19 protein-coding genes are annotated in these 20360 nt (G+C 53.6%); 7 read left to right on the top strand and 12 right to left on the bottom strand.

Annotated features, from left to right (window positions below):
- Nucleotides 1–216: 216 nt before the first annotated feature.
- The 7 genes from NM686_RS20825 to rpmH form a co-directional block, all read right to left on the bottom strand.
- Nucleotides 217–1323: an ISAs1 family transposase gene (locus NM686_RS20825; protein WP_255187025.1), complete on the bottom strand. Its 1107-nt coding sequence runs from the start codon at nucleotides 1321–1323 to the stop codon at nucleotides 217–219.
- A gap of 127 nt (nucleotides 1324–1450) precedes the next feature.
- Nucleotides 1451–1804: a hypothetical protein gene (locus NM686_RS20820; protein ID WP_255189722.1), complete on the bottom strand. Its 354-nt coding sequence runs from the start codon at nucleotides 1802–1804 to the stop codon at nucleotides 1451–1453.
- Nucleotides 1805–2199: 395 nt separating this feature from the next.
- Nucleotides 2200–3537, bottom strand: coding sequence for a tRNA uridine-5-carboxymethylaminomethyl(34) synthesis GTPase MnmE (mnmE, locus tag NM686_RS20815; RefSeq protein WP_255189721.1), 1338 nt, complete (start codon nucleotides 3535–3537; stop codon nucleotides 2200–2202).
- A gap of 3 nt (nucleotides 3538–3540) precedes the next feature.
- A complete protein-coding gene (gene yidC / locus NM686_RS20810; protein WP_255189720.1) occupies nucleotides 3541–5241 on the bottom strand; it encodes a membrane protein insertase YidC in 1701 nt (566 codons plus the stop codon).
- A 2-nt stretch (nucleotides 5242–5243) separates the two neighbouring features.
- On the bottom strand, nucleotides 5244–5468 hold the full coding sequence (gene yidD, locus NM686_RS20805) for a membrane protein insertion efficiency factor YidD (protein ID WP_255189719.1): 225 nt from the start codon (nucleotides 5466–5468) through the stop codon (nucleotides 5244–5246).
- Nucleotides 5450–5818 (bottom strand): ribonuclease P protein component, encoded by a 369-nt coding sequence (gene rnpA / locus NM686_RS20800; protein ID WP_255189718.1) that lies wholly within the window; start codon nucleotides 5816–5818, stop codon nucleotides 5450–5452. The genes yidD and rnpA overlap by 19 nt, the downstream gene beginning before the upstream one ends.
- On the bottom strand, nucleotides 5819–5953 hold the full coding sequence (rpmH, locus tag NM686_RS20795) for a 50S ribosomal protein L34 (RefSeq protein WP_054763660.1): 135 nt from the start codon (nucleotides 5951–5953) through the stop codon (nucleotides 5819–5821).
- Between the two features lie 161 nt (nucleotides 5954–6114).
- On the opposite strand from rpmH, the gene NM686_RS20790 reads away from it, so the two are divergent.
- The 3 genes from NM686_RS20790 (at nucleotide 6115) to NM686_RS20780 (ending at nucleotide 8813) form a co-directional block, all read left to right on the top strand.
- Complete coding sequence (locus NM686_RS20790; protein ID WP_255189717.1) at nucleotides 6115–6507, top strand: glycine zipper family protein; 393 nt, start codon at nucleotides 6115–6117, stop codon at nucleotides 6505–6507.
- A gap of 287 nt (nucleotides 6508–6794) precedes the next feature.
- Complete coding sequence (locus tag NM686_RS20785) at nucleotides 6795–7334, top strand: PAS domain-containing protein (RefSeq protein ID WP_255189716.1); 540 nt, start codon at nucleotides 6795–6797, stop codon at nucleotides 7332–7334.
- A gap of 6 nt (nucleotides 7335–7340) precedes the next feature.
- Nucleotides 7341–8813 (top strand): methyl-accepting chemotaxis protein, encoded by a 1473-nt coding sequence (locus tag NM686_RS20780; protein ID WP_255189715.1) that lies wholly within the window; start codon nucleotides 7341–7343, stop codon nucleotides 8811–8813.
- 39 nt (nucleotides 8814–8852) lie between these two features.
- On the opposite strand, the gene NM686_RS20775 is transcribed toward NM686_RS20780, so the two are convergent.
- On the bottom strand, nucleotides 8853–12887 hold the full coding sequence (locus NM686_RS20775) for a hypothetical protein (protein ID WP_255189714.1): 4035 nt from the start codon (nucleotides 12885–12887) through the stop codon (nucleotides 8853–8855).
- Nucleotides 12888–13163: 276 nt separating this feature from the next.
- Between NM686_RS20775 and NM686_RS20770 the strand changes: the two genes are divergently transcribed.
- On the top strand, nucleotides 13164–14465 hold the full coding sequence (locus NM686_RS20770; protein ID WP_255189713.1) for an NAD(P)/FAD-dependent oxidoreductase: 1302 nt from the start codon (nucleotides 13164–13166) through the stop codon (nucleotides 14463–14465).
- Nucleotides 14466–14490: 25 nt separating this feature from the next.
- A complete protein-coding gene (locus NM686_RS20765) occupies nucleotides 14491–15012 on the top strand; it encodes a YcxB family protein (RefSeq protein ID WP_255189712.1) in 522 nt (173 codons plus the stop codon).
- Here the strand turns inward: NM686_RS20765 and NM686_RS20760 are convergent.
- Complete coding sequence (locus NM686_RS20760; protein ID WP_255189711.1) at nucleotides 15004–15189, bottom strand: hypothetical protein; 186 nt, start codon at nucleotides 15187–15189, stop codon at nucleotides 15004–15006. The two genes, NM686_RS20765 and NM686_RS20760, sit on opposite strands and share 9 nt — an antisense overlap.
- 113 nt (nucleotides 15190–15302) lie before the next feature.
- Between NM686_RS20760 and NM686_RS20755 the strand changes: the two genes are divergently transcribed.
- Together NM686_RS20755 and NM686_RS20750 are read left to right on the top strand one after the other, a co-directional pair.
- Nucleotides 15303–15887 (top strand): FlgO family outer membrane protein, encoded by a 585-nt coding sequence (locus NM686_RS20755; RefSeq protein WP_255189710.1) that lies wholly within the window; start codon nucleotides 15303–15305, stop codon nucleotides 15885–15887.
- Between the two features lie 109 nt (nucleotides 15888–15996).
- Nucleotides 15997–17874: a cytochrome c peroxidase gene (locus NM686_RS20750; RefSeq protein ID WP_255189709.1), complete on the top strand. Its 1878-nt coding sequence runs from the start codon at nucleotides 15997–15999 to the stop codon at nucleotides 17872–17874.
- A 48-nt stretch (nucleotides 17875–17922) separates the two neighbouring features.
- On the opposite strand, the gene NM686_RS20745 is transcribed toward NM686_RS20750, so the two are convergent.
- From NM686_RS20745 to NM686_RS20735, 3 genes are read right to left on the bottom strand one after another with little or no spacing between them, the layout of a single operon-like run.
- Nucleotides 17923–18264 (bottom strand): YdbL family protein, encoded by a 342-nt coding sequence (locus NM686_RS20745; protein ID WP_255189708.1) that lies wholly within the window; start codon nucleotides 18262–18264, stop codon nucleotides 17923–17925.
- A gap of 11 nt (nucleotides 18265–18275) precedes the next feature.
- Nucleotides 18276–18473 (bottom strand): YnbE family lipoprotein, encoded by a 198-nt coding sequence (locus NM686_RS20740; protein WP_255189707.1) that lies wholly within the window; start codon nucleotides 18471–18473, stop codon nucleotides 18276–18278.
- A gap of 51 nt (nucleotides 18474–18524) precedes the next feature.
- Complete coding sequence (locus NM686_RS20735) at nucleotides 18525–20342, bottom strand: YdbH domain-containing protein (RefSeq protein ID WP_255189706.1); 1818 nt, start codon at nucleotides 20340–20342, stop codon at nucleotides 18525–18527.
- Between the last annotated feature and the right edge of the window lie 18 nt (nucleotides 20343–20360).

Here is a 20360-nt window from a genome sequence, read left to right as displayed (position 1 = left end):
CCGCACTAGAACTCGAAGGCATCGCAGTCCATTGATCCCGGAGGCCGTGCCCATAAAATATTACGTAGTCAACTCGCTCGATTGCCTCTCTTAGAGTCGATCCAGAATGGCACAAAGATTCGGCATCCAGCAATATGCAATTGTGTCCTTTTCGCATCGAGTCCTCTTGAAGAGTTTTGGCCCATGAATGCGTGTAATATGTACAGGGCAATCGCGCTATGTTGCAGATGTTCCGAAGAGTAATTTAAAGCGATAGTTATCGTTCAAACATGCTCGCAACTTGCGGCGCTTCAAGCTGTCTTTAGTAGGTCCGTTATTTCGTAGTAAATTGAGTGCCATCCGTCGCATCAACGCCAAGTTTTCGGCGGAATGATCTGTTCTGGCGCGATTCGCATCTTCGCCAAACTGCACATCCAGCACCCAGTGCTGGGAATTTTCTATCGCCCAATGCTGCCGTACCCCTTCGGCAAAGCGCTGCAAATCCGTAAACGAACACAAATAGTAGCGACACTCAACCGAGGTCTTGTCACCGAGGGTGCGAATCGATTCAACCCGACCAATGGCTTGTAGCCCGGCCCAGTCAGGTTTTTGCGTCAACCAAGCAATCTCGCTACTCAAGCTGTAACGGCGTATTTCCAGGCGACCGTGATCTTTGTCGATGGTTTCGTAGACCGGTAAGCGGTCGTTGGCATTTTCAGTATCCAGCCACAACCTGACATCCTCGCAAAGGTTCGGATGATTATCCTTCAGTGCCAACACGTAATCCGCTTGCGCCGTAACGATGGTTTTCGCAATGGCTTTTTGACAACCCATGGCATCGATCGAGATCAGAGCTCCTTTGATGTCCAACATCGACAATAAATCGGGGATCGCCTTGATTTCGTTAGTCTTCTCATCCACCGCCTGTTGCGCCAACACCCAACGCGCTTCAGCCGCAAAGGCGCTCATCAAATGCACGGCCTTATCCCCTTCGCGGCTGCCGCGCAAGGTCTTGCCGTCCAAACAGACTTGCTGTCCTGAAAGGCTTGGCAATGCCGCCTGCACCCAACGTTGAAAGGTCTCGGCAAACGCTTGGGGATTCAGGCGGCCCAAGACATTACTCAGGGTATCGTGCGAGGGAATTCCATTCGGTAATTCCAAAAAGGTCCGCAGCCAATCTTCTTTTTCTTCGGCAAACTCTTCCATGCCGACCCAATCCTCGATGCCGCTCAATACTGCGCATAAGACGATCATCACGATATCCGTGAGTTTGTGGAGTTTGTTTTTGCCCTCTCGCCGCGGGTCTGTGAGGTCAGCAAAATAGGGGGTTGGATCTGGGAGCATCTGGGATATTAGGCAAAATCGCTATACTAAACCCCTTGCCCGTGCAAGTGCTACAAAGCGCGATTGCCCTGGTAATATGTACCCACATCATAGCAAGTGGCTATAATAAGTATAGAGCTGGGCATCACTAACTCTCCTGTTCGATATTTGGTCTCTTATTAGCTTCAACCGCAGACCAGATAAAATCCTCTGCACGCCTGTCGTAAATCTTTGCCTGAGCGAAGATAAACCTCAAGAACCGGGAACCAAACTTAGTTTGATCCTCCACTGCATTCAAAAACTGATTTGGTGTAATGTTCCTGCTACGATGATCGTATCTTTCGTGATAATTATTATCCTGATCGTCGTCATCGTCATCGTCATCGTCATCGTCCATAATGATAAAAAATGGTTGATCTGGTGCGGGATGAGTACCTGCCCAGTTTCTTAACGCTTCAAGTATTGGACTTACTTGTTCATCATCAAAATCTCTGCCATTCATCAAACGTACTCCCATCAAACTTATCTAGCCTAGACCATGAGCGGCCACAATAGCCGAGAGACTAGCATATTTCCGCGATGCCAGCATACTTAATCAAGTTAAAACTTGCCATTTACAACTAACATTTTTAGCATCTTGAATGTCTCAAATTGCCGAATTGAGGCAGTGATAATGTCAATTTGCTCGCTGAATACCGGACAGCCGACAGGGGCACTGGATGCCTTAATCATTGAAATTGGATAGTGACCCCGACTGTCAGGTATTGGCCGGCTGCCGCCTTTAAGGGATATTGCGCACTACAGCCGACTTGCCATTTTAGGTCGCGGCCAATAGATTACTCCTATATCGGCAACCATTGGCTTGATTGTCGTGCTCGTTGCGCTAGGGTTCAATGGTTATTTTCCGATGCAAAAACTGCCGAAGATCTCACCCAGCAAATCATCCGAGGTGAATTCGCCAGTGATTTCGGAGAGGCAGGTTTGTGCTTGTCTGAGTTCTTCCGCGACCAGTTCAGGAGATTGATTGCTCAATTGCAAACAGGCGTTTTCCAGCGATTTTTCCGCCTGGCCCAAGGCTTGCAGATGGCGGCGGCGGGCGATGAAGACGTTATCGGTACTTTCGCCAAAACCGACGCTGCTTTTTAGATGTTGTTTCAGCAAATCCAGGCCGGCGCCGGTTTTGGCGGACAAGTAAATGTCGGCGCCATGCTCGCGCGTCTCGATGCGCGGCGTTTGCCCGCACAAGTCGATTTTGTTGAACACCCTGGTCACATCGATGTCGTCAGGCAGCTGCTCCCGCAACGTTGCCTGATCGCCATCGGTCAGGTCGAGTAACAGCAAGACTTTATCGGCGTTTTCGATCTCGCGCCTGGCCCGGCGTATGCCTTCCTGTTCGACGATGTTGTCGCTGTCGCGCAGGCCGGCGGTGTCGATGACATGCAGCGGCATGCCGTCGATCTGGATGCGTTCACGCAGCACGTCGCGGGTAGTGCCGGCGATTTCGGTGACGATGGCCGCCTCGTGCCCCGCCAACGCATTCAATAGACTGGATTTGCCGGCGTTCGGCTTGCCGGCCAGCACCACGGTCATGCCGTCGTGCAGCAGGCGGCCTTGCTGGGCCGTGGCGTGAATTTCGCGGATTCTGCCGTGTAATTGCTCGATCTTGCCGGCTACCATGCCGTCGGTCAGAAAATCGATCTCTTCATCGACGAAATCTATCGCGGCTTCTATGTACACCCTCAGCTCGATCAACTCGTCTATCAGTTCGTTGACTTGCGCGGAGAATACCCCTTGCATCGATTGCTGGGCCGAGCGTGCCGCTTGCTCGGTGCCGCTGGTGATCAAGTCGGCGATGGCCTCGGCTTGCGCCAGATCGATTTTGTTGTTCAAGAACGCGCGTTGGCTGAATTCGCCGGCATTGGCCAGCCTTGCGCCAAGACTTAACACCCGCCGCAACAGCATATCCAGCACGACGCTGCCGCCATGGCCTTGCAACTCCAGCGTGTCTTCGCCGGTAAACGAAGCAGGGCCTGGAAAATACAGGGCCAAGCCAGAGTCTATGACGCTGTCATCGGCATCATGAAAACAACAGAATTGCGCGTAGCGGGGTTTGAGCGATTTCCGGGTAATTTGGCGTGCTATATCGGACACAGCCGGGCCGGAAATGCGGATGATGCCGACACCGCCGTTACCCGGCGGTGTGGCGATGGCGGCTATGGTGTCGCCGGTATTCATGCCTTAGTGATGATGTCGATCGCCTTCTGCCAGCACGTGTTTGGTGATATACCATTGCTGAATGATCGACAAGCTGTTGTTGCAGATCCAGTACAGAACCAAGCCGGATGGGAAGAACAGGAAGAACACCGTGAAAACGATAGGGAACATTTTCATGACCTGTGCTTGCAGCGGATCGATAGGCGCCGGATTCAGGCTTTGCTGAATCTTCATCGTGATGCCGTACAGAATCGGCAATAGGTAGAACGGGTCTTGCGCCGACAGATCCTGTATCCACAAGGCGAAATCGGCCTGACGCAATTCGACGGTTTCGATCAGCACCCAGTACAAGGAAATGAACACGGGGATCTGCACCATGATCGGCAAGCAGCCTCCGAGCGGGTTGACCTTCTCGCGCTTGTACATAGCCATCATTTCGGTGTTGAACTTTTGCCTGTCGTCGGCGTAACGTTCTTGCAGCTCTTTCAGTTTGGGCTGAATCTTGCGCATTTTGGCCATGGACTGGAAGCTGGCTTTGGACAGCTTGAAGAACAAGGCCTTGATGAAGAAGGTCACGCCCAGAATCGCCAGTCCCCAGTTGCCGACGAAGCCGTAAATCTTGTTCAGCAACCAGTAAATCGGTTTGGCGATGATGGTCAGCCAGCTGTAATCGACGGTCAATTCCAGTCCGGGCGCCATGGCTTCCATGACAGGCTGTATTTTGGGACCGACGAACATTTGCGCATTGAACACGCCTTCGCTGTTAGGCTGAACGCTGAGATCCTGCGAATACGATCCGATCACATAACGGGCGTCGTTCAAGGCCTTGGTGTAGAAATGGTTTTCCTGATCCGCCGGCGGAATCCAGGCGCTGGCGAAATAGTGCTGGATGAATCCAGTCCAGCCGCCTTGAACGGTGACGTCCAGATTACCGTCGGCCATGTCTTCATATTTGATTTTTTGGAACTTGTCCTTGTCGGTGTAGATCACGCCGCCGGAAAAGGTCCTGATGAAATTGTTGTTGCTTTTATCGCTGTGTTCGACGCGCATCAACTGATTGTATTGACGACCCGTCCAGGCTTTGTCGCTACGATTGTTGACCTTGTGCTCCACGTTGACCGCATAGCTGCCACGTTTGAAGGTAAAGGTTTTGGTGATGCGCAAGCCTTGATCGTTGATCCAGCTCAGCGGGACCTTCAATTCGTCCTGGCCTTCCTGTAACTCGAAGCTGGTGTTTTCCGCGCTATAGCTGGCGTGATGGTCTGGCGCCCCCGCGGCATTGCCGCTGGCCACCAAGCCACTTTGCGCCAAAAACAAATGTTCCGGATTGCTGTCGAACAAACGGACCGGCGACAGGTCTTTTTCGGGTGCTTGCATGCCAATCAAACCATAGGCTTTCTTGACGTAAGTGTTTTCTTTTTCACGAGGGTATTGCAGCAAATCGAGGTTGCGCAAGGTGCCACCCTCGGTGTCGATTTCCAGTGAAAAAACGTCGGTTTTGACTTTGATGATCTTTTGGCTCGGTTCCGCCTTGCTTGCTGCTTGCGACTCGCCCGTGGCCGTGTTTGCGGCAGCAGTGGCGCTCGCCACTTCACCGCCAGCCACCAGGGGCTTGTCGGAAACGATTGCCTGCGGTTTCGGGCCGTAATCGATCTGCCACGACTCCCACAGCATATAGGAAATCATCAGCAGCGCCATGACAAGTATGAATCTAATGTTATCCATTGTTATTTACTCAATTTTTCTGGAACAGGATCGACGCCGCCCTCGTGAAAAGGGTGGCATTTCAGTAATCGTCGAAGCGTGAGGTAGGAGCCTTTGATAGCACCATGAAGCTGGATTGCCTCTATGCCATAACTTGAACAGCTGGGATAAAAACGACACCTGGGTCCCAGCAAAGGACTTATGAAGTATTTGTAAACCTTGATCAGGGTTATGAGCAGGAATCGCATCGATCTACCAATTTAAGCCAATGCCTTTCCAATGACTTCCTCAAAATATGCACATCCGCATTGGCGGCGTCGCCGCGTGCCAATACGACAATATCAATGTTGACAATCTGTTGACGTTGTAAGCGAAAACTTTCCCGTACAGCTCTTTTTATGCGATTCCGTGCGACTGCTTTTCTGATGGCTTTTTTGGCGATCGCCAATCCCAGCCGCGGGTGCGGCAAGGGATTGCAGATCGCTAATACCGTAAAATACCGGTCTGTGGATTTTACGGGATCGCTAAAGACCTTTTTATAATCGGCTGGCGTCCTGAGCCGATACAGATCGGGGAAGCTGAAATCTTCGGCCGACAATTAAACGGTCAACGAGGCGCGGCCTTTGGCTCTGCGCGCATTGATGACTTTACGACCGCCAACGGTAGCCATTCTGGCGCGGAAGCCATGTGTTCTGACGCGTTTGATTTTGCTGGGTTGATAGGTTCTTTTCATGGGATTTTGCCTAATTAAATAAAACGGATAAAAAGGCTGCGGATAATACGTGAAGAGCTTGCTCGATGTCAATTTGACTTTGCGCAGGCAAATTGGTAGAAAGTGGTTCAATTCAATGATAAAAATATAACCATATTTTCTACTCAAAACCAGGTACCCTCATGAATAGAATCACTTTCAGCACCATTTTCACTTGTAGCCTTTTGTTATCGGCCTGCGCCGAGCAACGCGGCTGGACCCCCACTGTCGACACCTACAACGACCCCAATGCTTACCGCCTCAATCAAGACATGGAAGAATGCCGAGCTCTCGCATCAAGCGCCACCAGCGGCGTTAAAGACACCGCAGCCGGCGCCGCAGTCGGCGGTCTGGTGGGCGCAGCTGGCGGCGCCGCTATTGGCGCAATTACCGGTAATCCCGGCACTGGGGCAGCCATCGGAGCGGTTGCCGGCGGCGCCAGCGGTGCCGGATATCAAGGTTTTCAATCCGACGATCGCTACAAAAATGCCTATCGTAGCTGCTTGAGACAACGTGGTCATAATGTCTTGAACTAAGCCATGACCGAACAGTAACACATGCTCGGGGTGGTCGAGCGACAAGCCGACCGCCTCAACTATCTGACACGTAAAATACCGTCTGCTTTCTGCCATTCATCAACCCCTTCCAAACAAAACTCAACCCCGTCGCAGTGCCAACCAGGTACCGACTGACACCTCTACCTCATTCAAGTTTTGGAATAAAGTGCCGTAAACCCTCGGATACTGGCTTCAGGCTTGTTTCGATTTAGCGTTTTTACAAAAAAGGCCTAGAATTCGTCAGAATTCTTAACAAGGTGCGGACAATGAAACCTGCGATCACCCCAAACAACACGGAAAAAAAGCTGGCCGAGGAAGACTTTATCGTTTCCAAAACCGATCCTACCGGGCGTATTACCTACGCCAACCGGATATTCATGGAAATAGCAGGTTACCCCGAGCATGAATTATTGGGAATCCAGCACAACATCATTCGACATCCCGAAATGCCGCGCGGCGTCTTTCGGCTGATGTGGAACACCTTGAAAGCGGGAGAGGAGTTTTTTGGTTTCGCCAAAAATCTTTGCGCCGACGGCGGTTATTACTGGGTATTTGCCAACATCACGCCGGATTACGACAAGGATGGCCAGCTACAGGGCTACTATTCGGTGCGCCGCAACCCGCCGCGGTCAGCGCTCGAGGTCATCATTCCGATCTATCAGGAAATGCTGGCAATAGAAAAACGCAGTTCCACCAAGGAGGCTCCGAACAAATCCCTGGAATATCTCCAGGATGCTGTCAACCAATCCGGGGCAAAAAACTATAACAATCTGGTGTTAAAACTATACAAGCCCAACGGAGCATAACTAAACATGAATAGAGTGAGCGCAAATATCCCGTTCTTGAGAACCAAGGTCAACTACGCGGTAACGGGAATCGTTCTATTCTCGCTGGCGCAACTGGCTTATAGCCTGATCGCACATGGCTTTTCCTGGATTGCCTTGATACTGGCACTGCCATCGCCTTTAATTGCTTACGAGGTTTGGAAAACCGCCCAGCGCAATCTCGACGTTGTCGAACGCATCGAGCAAGTTCTGATCTGCACCAATCGCGGCGAGCTATACCACCGGATCACCGGGACCCAAGGCCTGGGCGAGTTAGGCAAGGTGGCTTGGGAGTTGAATGAAATGCTGGACATCATGGAGTCCTATTTCAAGGAAATCAATGCCTGTTTCAGCCAGGCCGCGGGCGGCAACCTGGATCGTTATGCGCTGGTCGATGGCTTGCCGGGTCTGCTGAAACAGTCCGGCAAAAACATGAACATTGCGCTGCAGCACATGAACGAGAACGAAAAGCTGATGATCAAAAGACGCCTGTCCGCCGGCCTGCACGCGCTCAACACTGCCAATCTGTCGGGCAACCTGAAAACCAGCCAAAACGACTTGATCAACATCACCCAGCAATTGGAAAAGGTCGAAAACATCACCATGCAGACCGGGCAGAATGCCGATGCCAGCCTGGAGACCGTCGAACAAATCAGCATATCGCTGAACAACATCAACGATAACGTGCATTCGGTTTCGGAAGTGATCACGGCATTGATCAACGACAGCAAAAAAATCACCGAATCGTTATCGATGATTACAGGCATTGCCGACCAGACCAATTTGCTGGCTTTGAACGCATCGATCGAGGCGGCCCGGGCCGGCGAACACGGGCGGGGATTCGCGGTGGTCGCCGACGAAGTGAAAAACCTTTCCGAGCACACCAAGGATGCCGCGCTGGAGGTCTCAAAAACGCTCAAGGCTTTCAACAAGCGGGTCGAGCAAATGCATGTCGAGGCTGAAACCTCGGCCAATTTGTCCCAGGAAGTCATGGAGCAAGTCAACTCCTTCCGCCATCAGTTTTCCGGACTGTCGGACTCGGCCAAGGCATCGGTCGGTTACATCTCCTACGCGAAGGACAAGTCTTTCGCCTTGCTGACCAAACTGGACCACATCATCTACAAACAGAACGGCTATATAGCCATAGAAACCGCGGAAGATTGCCCGCAGCACCAGGCCATCATGGTCGACAACCACAATTGCCGCCTGGGCAAATGGTATTATGAAGGCATAGGTTACGAGAAATTCCGCATCACCAAGGCTTATAGCAATCTGGATTTTCCGCATCAGGAAGTACACAGAACCACGCAAATGGCCTACCAAATTTCCCGCGGTAACTGGGCGGAGGACCCAAGAAAGCTGGAAGAAATCATCAAGCAGATGCAGTTGTCGGAAGAAGCCAGCAACTTGGTCATGCAGCATATCGACGACATGGTCGAGGAGAAGAACCAAGGCATCTGAATTACGGCCCGGATAGCGCGCTCGCTATCCGGGCTGGCTTCATTCCTTTACCTTGCCGGACTTCGCCACAACCGATTTGGCTTTCCACAGGCCGCCGCTGGCGAAACAATCCCAGCCCCAGCGCAACCAATCCAGCAACGCAATCGCCATCCAGAGCGACCAGCACAGCATCGATACCCGGTACACCATCATCGGCACCGATACCATGACCGCGGTGGGCAATTCGGGACCCGAATGATCCTGATACCACTGCAAATTGTTTGCCGATGACTGATTGCCGGTAATCTGCATGTCCGGCGTCCCCAACAACCCCTGCTGCACGGCGGCGAACAGCAACAGCAGAGAAATTAGCGTCATCAGCCCCAACCCAGTCTGCAGCAAATTGAAACGCAATGGCCCCTCGATGCGGAGTTTGGCGCGTGCGCCCAAGGCAAACAACCAGGCGACCACCACCATGGCTGCGGCCACATGCAGCTGGCTCAAGCCTATCAGCAACAACAACCACTGCCTCGCGTTCAAAGGCGTCAGCCGGATACGCCCCAAACCCAAGGACAGCAACGACAACACGATCAACAAGCCCCAGATCAATGCGGCGGGACCAAATTTGGGCCCGAAGGTAAACAAAACCCAGCGATCCGCCCCGGAAGTCACCTGGATATGACTATTGACACTGTCGACGCCCAGATTAACAAGAGGCGTGGTCATGATCGCGGATAGCTCTTGTGCCGTCTGCCAATTCAGCGCCACTTGTTGCGCTCCTGGGCGAATCGGCAAGGTCACCGTCCCGCCTTTTTGCCGAATCGGTTGGTCGACACCGTCCATGCTGACGCTTTGCAACACGGCTTGCGCCGGTAGGGTCACGGTGTGCTGCCCGCCTTTGGAGCTGCGGATGCTCAAGCTCAAATCGGCAAACTGACTGCGTTTGCCCGGCTGCAGCTTCAATTCGCTTTTGTCGATGGTCAGGGTGGGACCCGGCACCGGTTGCGGACGACTGATGAGAAAGCGTAGAGTCTCGCCCGGCCAGGGTCGCCATTCAGGCAGCCATGCGCCTTGCTGATCCTGATGATGCACGACGGCAATACCAGCGGCATCCAAATGCCAAATCGGACTGACGTCCGCGCGCCAAAGCTCATGCCATTGCGTGGTATCGGCCGCCTGCAATTCCAGTTGCTCGCGCTTTTCCAGCAACGATTGCCACTCCAGACTACCCTGTCCGGGCGCCATATTGATCAAGACTTTGCCGTTTTTGACCCGCACATCGGCATTGATCACCGCCTCTCCCGGCAACAGGGGCCACTCCAGCACCACCGGGGTATTAGTCCCCGCCAACTGTACGACGCGGGTGGTAATGCGCCAGTCCAGTCCCAAATGCAGGGTTCGTTCAACCCGAATAAACGCCGGCAAGGCTGCTTGTTGCAGAGTTTGCGCGGACGCATTCCGCTCAATCTGCAGGCGGCTGAATTCCAATTGCGGCCCTACTTTGCCATTTTCATACACGCCATCGACGCGCCAGCCATCGCTGTTGACCTCGGCGCGTTGCGGGGTCAGCTGCAACGGCAAGGTAAACTTCTGCTGCGGCACAAGCCGCCCCTGCATCACGACCGTATGCACCCCTTGCCTGACTCCCAGCCACAAGGAGCCGTCGTTTTGTCTGATCAATGTTTCGGCCTCATGCCCATCGACCTGGATTTGCTCCGGAAACCACTGTTCGAGTTGCGCCGGCAACGGTACGGCCACATCCTGCTGCGCATGAATCCGTGCCGTGATCTGCATCGAGTCGGGCTTGATGTCGACCGCCATATCCGGCATTTGCGCGCACACAGGCAAACATTTGGGCGTTTCCAGCAGGCGGGCTTTCAGTTGATCCAGCATGGCCTGATCCGGAATATCGGCCAAACAATCCCCTCCGGGTAATATCAATAGTGGCAGCAGCAGCCAGGCACTCGCCATCGGTAACGCCAGCCGCCATGTATCGCCCAATACTCCCAGCATGCGCAGAGTCATCACGGCCGCGAGCAAGGCTTGAACGATATGCAGCAATAGCGTCCAGCGTGGCGACAAGTACCACAAGCTTAGGCGTTGCTGGTCGTCCACGGCACCGTTCCAGCTCAAATACACGGTTTGCCATTGCCATTGCGGCAGCCCCGGCCCTGTTTGCAGGTTGGCTTCCGGATCGATACGGTCGACATTGAGCGCCGAGCTGGCAAAGCCGCCCGCCGCCAAACCGTAAGCCTTGTCCCTTCTCGGCACTGCCATCGGCGCCACCTTCGATTGCGCCATTTCCATCGTCTGCATGGGTATGGCTCTTTCATCGTCCAGGCTGCTATCGACATAGGGTGCCGGCATGATGGGCTGCCAGGGCTTTTCCAGTTGTGGATAAATGCCGATGCGAATTTGCGCGATCATGAACGGCACCACGATCAGCCCCAGCCCCAGCCAGCACAGATTGCGATACCACTTGACCCAATACGCAAACCGGTTGTCCGGCAACACCCGTAACAGAGCCAATGCCGCCAGCGTATTGAGCCATATCCAGCGAGGCGCGTCGGCTTCGTGCCAAAACAGCATCAGGCTGAACAAGGCCAGCAAGCCCCAGTGCCAAGACCATAGCCGCGCGGTCGCCAGTGCCACAATCAGGACCAAGAACAAATCGAGCAAAGTCCATCGGGTCAACCAGCTGTCCGGTTCGTTATCGACGCCGCTGACGGCCAATAGACGCCAGCCGGGAGGTATATTCAATTCCGCCCGGACCTGGTGAAACGCTTGCCGCCAACCCACCGCGTTGAGTTCGCCGATGCCGGCTTGGATACGGCTATCGGCCTGCAACTGAATCGCGCCGCGGCGGACTTCCACGCCCTGCTGTTGATCACTCAACTGGGTGATCAATTGATTTTGCCCGTTCAACAACACTTGCCCCAGGCGCAGCTCGGGTAACGCATTCAACCGCCAGTCACGCGTCATTTTTCCATTGATATGGTCGCTGACGCTGTAGCCGCCGCCCTCGAAATCCAGCCACAATTTGCGCACCAGGTTCAGCTGATTGGGCTCGGGCTCGGGATCCCCTCGCCGAATCAGCTTGAATTGCATGCTTTGGCCTTGCTTGACCTGATAGGCAGGCAAATGCCGCCATTCCGCCGGCATGTTGGTCTGGCTGGCATCGACGGCGGCCAGCGTTTCGATTTCGACCAGCCGTAGCGCCGGCATGGCCTGAAAAGCCCATAGCTCGCTCTGCGGCCAGTCGGGATCTTGAACAGCCAAATCCAGCCGTGACAAGGTCTGGGGGTGGCGCGCATGAATATCGATCATCCAGCGCCCCGCACGCACTTGCACCAATAAATGGCCATCGGGCTCGATTCTGGCTGGTAGAGGACTGTCGAGCCTGATCGGAATGAATGCCGGCAACAAGGCATGAGGCAATGTCACTTCCCGAGCGGCACCGGACACGTTCAGTTCGAGTCGGGTGATCATCTGTAAGGGGTTGTCGTCTATGACTTGCCTGAACACCTGCAAATCCAGGCTATTTTGCTGTTCTGCACTAATCGTGCCTTGTGCCGAGGAAAGCCACAAGGCGCCTTGCTCGATGCGAGGATAAGCAACGTTCTTGCCGTCGATGCTGAGCCTAACCAAACCCATGTCGCCGGCAATCGCCAGGCTTTCCGGTAGCTTGTCCCAGAAGAAACGCCCGCTGACCCGATAACGTCCTGCCGGCATCCAGATGGCGGGCTTGCCCTGCTGCTCGACCACGATCGCAGGTTTTTGCTCGATGCTGACTTGCTGCGGCCAGTGCTCCTGATCCCCCGGCAGCACGATCCAGTCCGGCTGATAAAGTGTCCATGCGCCGCTGAAGCTGCCCTGACTGCGATCCAGCTCCAGCTGCATTGGCCCGGCCCAGCTGCAATGCTTTTGTTGAAAATCGCGGTAAAAGAATGGGCATTGGTATTGGGGCTGGTCAGCTAGCACCCAGGGAATCCATGGCTTCAGCGATTCTGGAATGGCTTGCAAATCCATCGCCATTGCGGGAAAGACGGTAGCGAGTAACATCAGTGGCATCAACAGGCGGCGAACGACATTCATTTTTGCTGCTCCGGTTAAAGTTTTGTCGGCAAGTGTAGCCTCAAATACCGATAAGCTTAAGCGGGTTTACACTTTACCGAACGAAAGCGTCAGGCTTAACCGAAAATTCATGCCTTAAAGCTGTATCCCCTCAAGTGCATGATGGCGGTCATTCGTCAAAATCTTCGCCGAATAACGCTATTGGTTATAATGCCGGCCAATGGAATTTCAATAAGAAGAAGGGATGCGTTTCATATCGGCCGGCAAACGGCATCTATAGTGAGGGGAAGACAAAGTATGGCTGACGATAAACACAAAATACTGATTGTCGGCGGTGGCGCAGCCGGACTGGAACTGGCGACCGAACTAGGGCAAAAACTCGGCCAGCGCGGATTGGCGGAAGTCACGCTGCTGGATGCGGCATCGACGCATATTTGGAAACCACTGCTGCACGAAGTGGCCTCGGGCACCCTGGCCGAAGCCGAAGAAATCGAGTATCTGGCGCAAGCGCATCGCAATCATTTCCGTTTTTTGTTTGGGCGCATGGAAGGCCTGAATCGCGCGGCGAAGGAAATCATCGTCAGCCCGATTACCAATAAGCAAGGCGTTGAATTGATTCCGCGCCGAACCTTTAAATACGACACATTGGTGATGGCGGTAGGCAGCGTCAGCAACACCTTCGGCATCAAGGGCGTCGATCAATACTGCCGCTTCATCGACACCACCAAGGAAGCATTTCGCTTTCAGAAGCAACTGGTGGATACCTATTACATCCAATCCTATGCCAGCCAGAGCCATCAGCGCGACAAGCCACTCTCGATAGTCATTATCGGCGCGGGCGCGACAGGCGTGGAATTATCGGCCGAATTGCACGAAGTTACCAAACTGTTGGCTACCTACGGGCTGGAAGGCTCGATCAAGGTCGACATCACCATCATCGAAGCCGCCACCCAGTTGTTGCCAGCCTTGCCGCCACGCCTATCACAGGCCACCCAGCAGCAATTGGTCAAACTCGGCATCAACCTGAAACTGGGCCGCCGGGTGACCGAAGTTACCGAGACTGCTGTGCATACCCACGACGGCGAGGTATTCGAGGCGGACCTGAAAGTCTGGGCCGCAGGCATCAAGGCACCGGACTGGATGAAAAATCTCGACGGACTGGAAACCAACCACATCAACCAGCTCGTGGTCGATCAGACCTTGAAAACCAGCGACGACGACATCTTTGCGGTTGGCGACTGCGCTGCCTGCGCGTGGGTCGGCCACGGCGGCAACGTGCCACCCCGGGCCCAGGCGGCTCACCAACAGGCTTCGACCGTGGCCAAGACCATCATCAACCGCCTGAAAGGCAAGCCGGCGGTGCCCTTTGTCTATCGCGACTACGGTTCCTTGGTATCGCTGGGCAAATTCAGCACCGTCGGTTCGTTGATGGGCAGTCTGATGGGGACCGTCAGCGTCGGCGGTTTCATCGCCTACGTCGTGTATCTGTCCTTGTACAAAATGCACCAAGTCGCCATTCACGGCTATTTCCGCACCGCGATGCTGACGCTGTCCAACTTGTTCCGCCGCAGCACGCACGCCAAAATCAAAATGCACTAACCTTAATCTCCAGCGAGTAATCTGAATGTTTGAAATCGAATACGAATTCCGCGAGCAAGACCTGGTTCACTTCAACGAACTGCGCCTGAAAAACAACCCGGAAATGCAAAAGAAAATCCGCCAGAACCGCATGCTGGTGCCGGGCGTGATGCTGGTGTTTGGCCTGTTTTATTATGTTTATTACCAAGAAATGATGACGACCGCCTACATCACCCTGCTGGCGATAGGCTGGGGGATCGCATCGCCTTTCATCATGAAAATCGATATGCGCCGGCAGTTTTTCAACAAATACACCGAAGCAGAAAAGAAGGCGATGTTCGGCATTCACCATCTGAAAATCGAGCCCGAATATTTGCTGGAAAAATCACCCGGCGGCAAGCACAAAACGCCGTGGGGCGACATGCTGCGGGTCGAAAGACACAAGGATTACATCTATATTTACATCGATTTCGACGCCGCGATCGTGATTCCGCGGGAAACCATCAAAAGCGGCGACTTGAAAGCCTTCGCCAAGCAGGCGGAACAGATGATAGACCGTCTAGGGTAAGAGCCCATCGCGGCGCTGAATGTAAAGCCGGCAAGCATCGACACAGTCCGCCTTGGTTTTATAGGGTCCACTGATTTTATCGACCGTGTAAAACCACCAGCCCTGTTCGTTTACGTAATAACGGTCTTGTGGTTTGAATAATGGATTTTTGGGTTTGGCGGAGTTGCGATTCATCATTTCCAGGCAGGCAACGGCATTTAAGGTGAGGTGGCCGGGATCGGCTTTGCTACACTACAACCATTCGGTATCTTCGGCTATAAAATACTCACATTCTAATTAGGAGAGGTTTCATGAAACAAAAGTCCTTGCTGGTGTATCCAATACTGGCTCTAAGCCTGCTGAGCGGCTGCGGTATATACAATGAATATCGTTATGTTTATGACGATGACTGGATCGATGTCAGTTATGACGGCGTCGACCAGCTATTGAGCGACCTGAGACAACCGCTGCCACGGGGAAGCCTGGTCGTCATCAATTCACTGGTCAATGTCAACGATTTGGGACAAAACCTGCCTTTTGGCCGCATCGTTTCCGATCAAATCGCCTCTTCCATGCATCAGAATGGTTACCGGGTAATGGGCATGGAACTGCCGACCGAGATTTTCACTAAAAACGAAGCAGGAATTCTGCAGTTACCCGATACCACCAAGGAAGCCTTGAACAACGTTCATGCAAACGCCTTGTTGGTCGGCACGTACGCCGCCGGACGTAAAAACGTGTATGTGTCGCTGCGTATCGTTGACATCGCAACGCAAAACATCATCTCATCGACCGACTACTCGATTAAGATGGGGCCGGATGCCACGGCCATGACGCGCATACCGGTACCGAAAGAGCAAAAAGAACAACACTCACTGACACTGCCTAACAACTGATCCCGCAGAATCCTGGAATAAACGACGATCGATGCCGAAAACTCACCTATCTGTACTTTCGGCTCGATTGTAAGCTGTATCAATTCAATAGAGAGGGTAAACAGCAATCATGAAATATCGTTATCTGCTTGTGCTTCTCTCGATTCTGGCTTCCACGGCCATCCAGGCCCAGGACGCCAAGCCATTGGCGCCTGGTTATTCCGCCTTGCCCTACCAGCCCGCCACGCCAGGCAGTTATACCCTGCCGGTCATAGGCCCCGCCGCCAATGGCGAGGTTCTGACCACGGCAAACCAGCCCAAACGACTGCATGACCTGATGGGCGACAAGCTGGTATTGCTGAGCTTCATCTACGCCGCTTGCAGCGATGTCAACGGTTGCCCCCTGGCGACTCAGGTGCTGCACAAAATCAGCCGGCAATTGCAGAAACAGCCAGAATTGGCGGACAAATTGCGCCTGCTGACGCTGAGCTTCAATCCGACTCACGACACACCTGAAATGATGCGTCACTATGGCGAGGGTTTTAAAGCCGGCGAGTTCGACTGGCAGTTTTTGACTACCCGCGACGAAGCCGCCTTGCAGCCGATACTGGATGGCTACCAGCAAAACGTGCAGAAAATATACGATGACAAAGGCCAGTTCACCGGTACCTTTTCGCATTTGTTGCGCGTGTATCTGATCGACAAGGACAAAAACATACGCAATATTTATAGCGTGGATTTTCTGCATGCCGATACGGTCATCAACGACGTCAAAACACTAATAGTGGGCAACGCGGCCCCCGTCGCGGACAACGCGCCGCCAGAATCCGTGCCATATCGCGCCGGCGACGACAAGCAAAACTATCAACGAGCCGATTATGAAACGCGGTCACTGGCCCTGGAGCAACGCAAGGGCAGCCCCGCCAAACTGATAACTTTTGCGCAAAAACCGCCCTTGGGCTTGCCCAAATTACCCGAGCCCAAGGACAACCCGCTGACGACGGCCAAAATCGAGCTTGGCCGCAAACTGTTTTACGACCGCCGCCTGTCGCTGAATAACACCTTTTCCTGCGCGATCTGCCACATTCCCGAACAGGGCTTTGCCAACAACGAAATGGCGACGGCGGTGGGCATCGAAGGCCGTAGCGTACGCCGCAATGCGCCGTCTTTGTACAATGTAGGCTATGCGCAATTGCTGTTTCACGATGGCCGCGAAAACAGTCTGGAACAGCAAGCCTGGGCCCCGCTATTGGCGCATAACGAAATGGCCAACCCATCCATCGGCTATGTGATCGATAAACTCAAGGCCAGCCCGGATTATCGCGGCCTGTTTGAAAAAGCCTTCAACAAAGGCCCGACCATGGAAACCATCGGTCAAGCTCTGGCCAGCTACCAACGCAGCTTGAATTCGGCCGACTCCCCGTTCGATCGCTGGTATTTCGGCAAACAAAAAAATGCCTTGAGCGAGCCAGCTCAACGCGGTTTTGCGATATTTACCGGCAAGGCCGCCTGCAACACGTGCCACACCATCGGCGAGAAATCCGCCTTGTTCACCGACCAAAAACGCCACAACACCGGCATAGGCTACGCCGAAGCGATGCAAAAAACGCCGGGCAGGCAAAAAGTCCAAGTTGCGCCGGGGGTGTTTGTCGATGTCGACAGCGAGAATCTGAAAGGCTTGAACAGTGAAAAACCCAACGACTTGGGCTATTACGAGGTCAGCCAAAACCCGGCGGATCGTTGGGCGTACAAAACGCCAACACTGCGCAACGTGGCCTTGAGTGCGCCCTATATGCATAACGGCTCGCTGGCGACCTTGGAAGACGTGGTGCGCTTTTATAATCAGGGCGGTATTGCCAATGAAAACCTGTCGCCGCTCATCAAGTCTTTGGCGTTGACGGACGGGGAAATCGCCGATCTGGTGGCCTTTTTACAAGCGCTGACCGGCAGCAATGTACACACCCTGGTATCGGATGGGTTTGCCGCGCCGGTCGGGGATGCGAAATAGACAGCAGAGCGGGTTAGGTGTCAGCCCTAACCCGACCAAGCTATAAGTTTAGCGTCTTTGCCAGCCGGACGGCGTTTGCACATAATGCCCCGCCGCCGCCTGGCCAATGACCTTTTGCGCGGTCAATCTTGCCACTTCATCGGCCGGTACGCCATTTTTGGCGGCGATGCGTTGGTATTCGGCCTGGCGCTGGGCGTTGATGCTGTTCACCAGCGCCTTCACATCGGCCGACGCATTCGGGTCGACCAGGCCTAGTAGCCCGTTCATTTGCTCACCAACCAGGCCTGCTGCTTTCACCTGTGCCAGATCGGCCGCTGAAACGGGCATCGCAGTCAGCCAAAAGCCAAGCAATACGGCGATTAACATCGATAGCGGGTTTGGGTTTCTCATCGCTCGCTCCTTCAAAACAGATTTTTGTTGCTGGTAATCAATTCGTCGACGTCTTTTTCCACTTTCAGACGAATTTCATGGTCGATTTTGACGTTCATATTGATCTCGATGGGTTTTTCCGGCGCTTCCAGCTTGACGGATGGCGAACATCCCGACAGATAGAAAGCCGCGGAAAATAAACCCGCAATCGTTATTGCACTCCAATTCATTGCTTGCTCCGTTCCGCCGTGGCGGTTTGAATTGATGATTTTACTGATGATTCAAGGATGGCCAGTTCCATTCAGTTGTTCCAGCACAGGCTGATTGAAATCCCCTGTCAAAATGCCTTTTTGCAGTAACTCCGGTAACTGGCCGCTTAAATTTAGATTAAAGGCGACCGGGTGGCCGGATAACAACTGCGGGTTTTTGCCCTCTATTCTCAAGCCGATGTGATATTCGCCGTTGGGCCGATAATCCATGCTAGCCTGCAGGCTATGGTACAGCATATTGCGCAAGGCCTTGAAGGCAATGTTTTCGTCATCCGCCGTCGGTCCTTGATAACGCAATACCCCAGGAACCGTAGCCTTCAATAAGCCGCCGTTGATTTCAAAAGTGTCCGGTGTCAGGCTTAACGGGAGCTTACCATTCAGAGTGCCCGTGCCGGATAAAGCCGGATAATTCAAGCTATCTAGCAGTTGCGCCAAATCGATGTCCTTGACGCCTAGTGTCAATTGAACCGGCCAGCGCTCGATATTTACGGTAGCCGGCAGCACTTCCAACACGCCACCGAAAACCGGCAGATTGACCCGCTCTATCGTCAAAAGAGGATTTTGAAGGTGCGCCTTCAGCGTCAGGTCGCGCACCGTGGTTTCTTTGCCCAGTAAGAGTTTCGGCACGTCGGCCGACATGAACACGGAGAATTTGGCCCAGTCCTTGACGTCCAATTGCAAAAAACCGTCTTCGACCTGTATCGCCCCGAAGCCTATGCCCAAGTGATAAGCCCGCAGATAGGCGGATCCTGTCAAAGCATGTTGCGGTCGCCATTCCAGATGCAGCGTTGTCATCGCATGACCGGTGGCGAAACGCCAGGCATTGACGACTTCCGGCAGCCAGGGTTTGAACAATTCGACAATCTCAACCGTGGTCAAGTCCAGGTGTGCATCGGCTTTCAATCGCATGGTAGCGGTTTTCAGCGCTAGATCGGCAGTGGCGAGATAATCCTCGTCCCGCGTCAGCAACAAACGACCAGTCAGATTCGCCAAATCATCCGGCGATTCCGCACTCAGGGCCAACTTGACTGCCGCCATACCCGGAGCTGCCCGCATCAGTTCCGACGAGGCCATGTCTTTTTTTAGCGTTGCCGGAATCAGTCCGCTACTGCTCAGCCATTTCAGCAGCGCACTGGCATCCGCCTCTAGCTTAGCTGCATGCTTTTGTACATCCCGCCAATGATAATCCAGCTGCAAAACAGTGCCGCCGGCATGTTGCGCGACTATTACGTTGGCCTTGTGCCAATCGGGCGCAACATCCAGCCTCAAAGAATAACTAGTGTCTTGAAATACAACCTGAATGGCTTGCGCTGAGGAAATATTCAGTTCACAAGCGCCATTGAAAACGATAGTTCCCTGCGGTGTATCGACGCTCAAATCCAGGTTGTCGATTGTCAGATGTTGTAGCGGCACCACCAGTCTATTGGATGCCGTCGCAGATTGTTCGCTTGCGTCGGGAGTCGGCTGGTAGGTAAACCGCAACTCAGCCTTAGCTACCGCAATGGTGTCGATGTTGGATGCTCTTAAATCGTAGCTGGCACGAACGTCTTGCAATCGCATCGATAATGGGCCTGCCGCAGTTTGCAAGCCCAATTGCAGGCTATTGACGTGGGCCTGATCGAGACTGAAACCCATACCAGAAACGACCGCATCGGCAAACGGCGGGCGTTGCAAGAACTGTTGCAACGCCCACTGCATCAGCAAGCCGCGCCACCACCAAGCAACAACCAGCAGTGAAAGCAAGCATACAAGAGCGAAAAACAGCAACCTTGAACGGGAACTGCTGGGTTTGCGGTTGTGCTCCGGCGTGGTTTGTTCGACTAAACGCATGTCGATTTATCTGGGCAC

It is taken from the genome of Methylomonas rapida (assembly GCF_024360925.2).
GTDB classification, from domain to species: Bacteria; Pseudomonadota; Gammaproteobacteria; order Methylococcales; family Methylomonadaceae; genus Methylomonas; species Methylomonas rapida.
The sequence above is the reverse complement of the archived record's forward strand: the minus strand, read 5'-3'. Positions and strand labels throughout refer to the sequence as shown.